Below are 4,778 nucleotides of genomic sequence, written 5' to 3'. Positions count from 1 at the left end.
CCAAATTTCCTTCTAGTTGCATGACGCGCCGGAAGTCATCAGGCACATCGTGGACACCTCTGAGGAACGGGGCGTGAAGATGGAGTCCATGCTCTGTCAGTACAATCTCCTTGACCGCTCCAATGAGGAGATGATCAAATATGTGAATGAAAAGGGCCTTGGCACCGTGGCCATGGGACCTGTGGGCGGCGGCAGGCTGGCGGCTCCCACAGACCTCTACGCGAAGCTCACCGGCAAGGCCTCCATCGCTACCTACGAGCTGGCTTTCAAGTTCTGCCTGGGCAACCCGAACCTGAACTGCGCCCTCTCCGGCATGCAGAACCTGGACATGGTGCAGAAGAATGTAAAGGTGGCCTCGGATGATACGGCATTCTCGGCGCAGGAGTGGGAGCAGCTGGGCGTCGCCATGGAGGAGATCAAGAAGTTCTCGGAGCTGTACTGCACAGGCTGCAAATACTGCCAGCCCTGCCCGGTGGGGATCGACATCCCGCGCATCTTCGAGATGTATACCTACTATAATGTATACGGCCTGAAAGACCATGCCAGGAACATGATGAAGAATTACCTTGAGAAGGAGGGCAAGACCTTTGCGGACTGCAAAAAGTGCGGCATCTGCGAGAAGAAATGCCCCCAGCATCTGGCGATCAGGGAGCATCTTGAGAAGGTATGCGAGATTTTATGTGATTAAGAATTGCAGCGGCAGATTCGACTGCGGATGAGAAATAGGGATAGGACCAGGGAACGGCAGAGAAATGCAGACTCTGCCGTTTTCTGCATTGCCGGAAAGAACTTAATATATGGCTATAAATGCTAAAAAATATATAAATCAGAAACTAATTGCTTTTTTGTGCATTCTTTAGTATAATGATTTTATTAATTTTTTCTAAAAAAACGGAAATACTCATACGGACAGTGAAAAAGGAGGACAGCCATGGGGCAGGTATACGAGAAGCTGATGCGGTGCTATGAGGATGTCAGGAAGCGGACGGCCTTTGTCCCGAAGGTGGCTGTGGTGCTGGGATCCGGGCTGGGGGACTACGCGGAGGACATCCGGGTGGAATATGAGCTTCCCTACAGCGAGATAGAGGGATTCCCGGTATCTACGGTGCCGGGGCATGCAGGCAAGTTCATCTTCGGATATATCGACCAGGTTCCCGTGGCCTGCATGAAGGGACGGGTGCATTATTATGAGGGCTATCCTGTCAGCGATGTGGTGCTGCCCGTCAGGCTGCTGAAGTTGATGGGGGCGGAAATCCTGTTCCTGACGAACGCTGCGGGGGGCGTGAACACTTCTTTCCATGCGGGGGATTTGATGCTGATCAGAGATCATATCTCCGCATTCGCGCCCAACCCTCTGATCGGTCCGAATATAGACGAGCTGGGCCCGCGCTTCCCGGACATGAGCAAGGTATATGACAGAGAGCTGCAGAAGCTGATTGTGGGGAGGGCGAAGGAGAACCATATCTATCTGCAGGAAGGCGTGTACGCCCAGATGACAGGGCCGTCTTATGAATCCCCTGCGGAGATTCGGATGCTGCGGATGCTGGGCTGCGACGCGGTGGGGATGAGCACGGTGGTGGAGGCCATCGCCGCCAACCACACGGGCATGAAGATATGCGGCGTATCCTGCATCAGCAACCTGGCCGCCGGCATGTCGGAGCATCCGCTGAGCCACAGGGAGGTGCAGGAGGCGGCGGACATGGCCGCGCCGGCATTCAAGAGGCTGGTGACGGAAGCCGTGAAGGGCATGGCTGCTTTTCTGACGGCATAGGCTCCGGCGGGCAGGAGGACAGAGGAAAATAGCGGAAAAAGGAACGCGGCACAGGAACAGGGTGCGGATGACCGGAGAACGGGCGGGATGTGCGGCCTGGGGAGGCGGATACAGGAAGCCGCGCAGGATTTGGGACAGGAGATGTGGATATGGAAACGGAATTTGACATTGCAGGCCTGGTGGGCGCGGCATTGGAGGCAAGGGACAGGGCCTATACGCCCTACTCCCATTATACGGTGGGCGCGGCGCTGCTGACGGCGGAGGGCGACATCTATCAGGGCGGCAACATCGAGAACGCCTCCTACGGCGCCACCAACTGCGCGGAGCGGACTGCCATCTTCAAGGCGGTCAGCGAGGGCAGGCGGCGGTTCCGGGCCATCGCCATCGCCGGGGGCATGGAAGGGCAGGAGCCTGTGGACTACGCCTATCCCTGCGGCATCTGCAGGCAGGTCATGAAGGAGTTCGCAGGGGAGGATTTCCGGATCATCGTGGTGAAAACCGCCACGGACTATAAGGTCTATACCCTGGAGGAGCTGCTACCCCATGGATTCGGAGGGAGCTCCATCCAGTGAATCCTTAGTTTGTAAAGCGTATTGTATGCCTATGCATGCGCTTCGCAAATATATGAGCCGCAGTGCGGTTCTATCATCATTCTCTAATTCAAATCTACATAGGAGGGAGAAAACATGTTAGAGAAACTATTTAAGCTCAAGGAAAACGGCACGAGCGTGAAAGTCGAGGTCATGGCCGGTATCACCACCTTTATGACCATGGCGTACATCCTGGCCGTGAATCCGAACATCCTTTCCGCATCGGGAATGGATGCGAATGCAGTTCTTCTTGCAACGGCGCTGGCATCATTCCTGGGAACCATATTGATGGCCCTTTTAGCCAACTATCCGTTTGCACTGGCCCCCGGAATGGGGCTCAACGCGTATTTTGCCTATACCGTGGTACTGAATTACGGGTATTCCTGGCAGATCGCATTGATGGCAGTGTTCGCGGAGGGATTGATCTTCATCGTGCTTTCCGTGACAAATGTCAGGGAAGCCATCTTCAATGCCATTCCCATGACGCTGAAGTCCGCGGTGAGCGCCGGCATCGGTCTGTTCATTGCCTTCATTGGCCTTCAGAACGCCAAGATTGTGGTGAACAATGATTCCACGCTGGTTTCCTATCAGAATTTCAAGACGGATTTCAGTTCTGTAGGCATGGGGGCGCTCCTGGCCCTGATCGGAGTCCTGATTACCGGCTATCTTCTGATCAAAAAGGTGAAGGGCGGTATTCTGTTCGGTATCCTGATTACGTGGGTTTTGGGGATTCTGTGCGAACTGATAGGAATATATAAGCCAAATCCCGAGCTGGGAATGTATTCCGTGATTCCCACGGCCTTGGTTTCCTTTGACTTTTCGGCTCTGGGGAATACCTTCGGCCAGGTCTTCAAGGCTGACTTCGGGGCGCTGAAGAGCATTACGGAATTCTTTGTGGTCATCTTTGCGTTCCTGTTTGTGGATATCTTTGATACATTGGGAACCCTTATCGGCGTTTCCTCCAAGGCGAATATGCTGGACAAGGACGGCAAGCTTCCCAGGATCAAGGGAGCGCTCCTGGCAGATGCCATTGCCACAAGCGCAGGCGCGGTTCTTGGAACTTCCACCACCACCACTTTTGTGGAGAGCGCCTCCGGTGTGACCGAGGGCGGAAGGACGGGCCTGACGGCGGTGGTGACCGGTCTGCTGTTCCTGCTTTCCGTGATCTTCTCGCCGCTGTTCCTCACGATTCCTTCTTTCGCCACCGCTCCCGCGCTTATCATAGTCGGATTTTATATGATAGCATCCGTTGCAAAGATTGACTGGGAGAACATGCTGGAAGCCATTCCCGCGTTCCTGTGCATCCTCTCCATGCCTTTGATGTACAGCATATCCGAGGGAATCGCGATGGGCGTGATTTCCTGGACGATTCTGCATCTCTGCGCAGGCAAGGCGAAAGGGAAGGTAAGCGTTCTGATGTATGTCCTTACAGTGCTGTTTATTCTGAAATATATCTTCCTGTAAGACGATACTGTAATGCTTTGCAGTACGGCGGGCAGCCTTCGGGCTGCTCGTCGTTGAATTTATACTGCTTAACGATTTCACTTGCCGTGAAACCGGACTGCATAACGCTGACAGGTTCATTCACATGATTACATTAGGCAGCATTCAGCGTTATGCAGTATATACCCGCGGCGGCTGGAACCTGCCGTTGGAATGCTGTTCTTCCAGGTGACCCGGCCTGTAGGCGGAAAGCAGCGGACAGAGTCGGGTAAAGATAAGAAGGGCGAAAATAAATATGGAATATCTGTTTTTTATATTGGCTATGGCTGCGTTCGTGCTGGTCATCTTCGTGTCGGAGAGCGTGCGGACGAAAAGGGAAGAAAAGAGATTCATCGATACTTTATATCATGATTACGGCAAGCTCTCCGAGAAGGAATATGCCCTGGAACGGTTCGCGAGGATGGGGAGTTTTTTCGACAGACATCAAAGAAAAGGGCAGTTGGACGACATCACATGGAATGACCTTGGGATGGACGAATTATTCAAGAGGATGAACTATACCCTCTCCGCGTCAGGGGAGGAGTATCTGTACTATACATTGCGCACCCTGAAGCAGGAGGAGGGGGAGCTGGCCCGTCTGGAGGAGGCGGTCCGGTTCTTCGGGGAGCATCCGGAGACAAGGGTGCGGGTGCAGCTTGCCGCAAACCGCCTGGGACATACCGGGAAGTTCTCCCTCTATGACTATCTGGACAATCTGGATCTCCTGGGGGAGCGCTCCAGCCGGAAGCACCTTCTCATGGATCTGCTGTTCCTTCCGCTGATCGGGCTGTTGTGGGTGAACTTCTCCCTGGCGATTCTGGGGATCGTGGGGTTGATCATCTACAATATCCTGTCCTATTTTAAGGAAAAGGGGGAGATTGACCCTTATATCGCCAGCTTTTCCTATATCATGCGGCTGATGCGCTGCTGTGAGG

At 54.0% G+C, this 4,778-nt stretch carries 4 protein-coding genes; all 4 read left to right on the top strand.

What is annotated here, in order from left to right:
- Positions 1 to 49: 49 nt before the first annotated feature.
- The 4 genes from Q2B33_RS17415 (at position 50) to Q2B33_RS17400 (ending at position 3,825) form a co-directional block, all read left to right on the top strand.
- Complete coding sequence (locus Q2B33_RS17415) at positions 50 to 688, top strand: aldo/keto reductase (RefSeq protein WP_330691393.1); 639 nt, start codon at positions 50 to 52, stop codon at positions 686 to 688.
- A 243-nt stretch (positions 689 to 931) separates the two neighbouring features.
- Complete coding sequence (locus tag Q2B33_RS17410; protein ID WP_300569035.1) at positions 932 to 1,771, top strand: purine-nucleoside phosphorylase; 840 nt, start codon at positions 932 to 934, stop codon at positions 1,769 to 1,771.
- A 149-nt stretch (positions 1,772 to 1,920) separates the two neighbouring features.
- Complete coding sequence (cdd, locus tag Q2B33_RS17405) at positions 1,921 to 2,343, top strand: cytidine deaminase (protein WP_300569038.1); 423 nt, start codon at positions 1,921 to 1,923, stop codon at positions 2,341 to 2,343.
- A gap of 114 nt (positions 2,344 to 2,457) precedes the next feature.
- Positions 2,458 to 3,825: an NCS2 family permease gene (locus Q2B33_RS17400; RefSeq protein ID WP_300569041.1), complete on the top strand. Its 1,368-nt coding sequence runs from the start codon at positions 2,458 to 2,460 to the stop codon at positions 3,823 to 3,825.
- Positions 3,826 to 4,778 lie beyond the last annotated feature (953 nt).

Source organism: uncultured Acetatifactor sp. (assembly GCF_948601915.1).
Classification (GTDB): Bacteria; Bacillota; Clostridia; order Lachnospirales; family Lachnospiraceae; genus Acetatifactor.
This window is presented reverse-complemented; position numbering and strand designations above follow the sequence as displayed.

Coding starts and splice junctions, on each gene's coding strand:
- Q2B33_RS17410 (WP_300569035.1), top strand. CDS start 932: ATGGGGCAGGTATACGAGAAGCTGATGCGGTGCTATGAGGATGTCAGG.
- cdd (WP_300569038.1), top strand. CDS start 1,921: ATGGAAACGGAATTTGACATTGCAGGCCTGGTGGGCGCGGCATTGGAG.
- Q2B33_RS17400 (WP_300569041.1), top strand. CDS start 2,458: ATGTTAGAGAAACTATTTAAGCTCAAGGAAAACGGCACGAGCGTGAAA.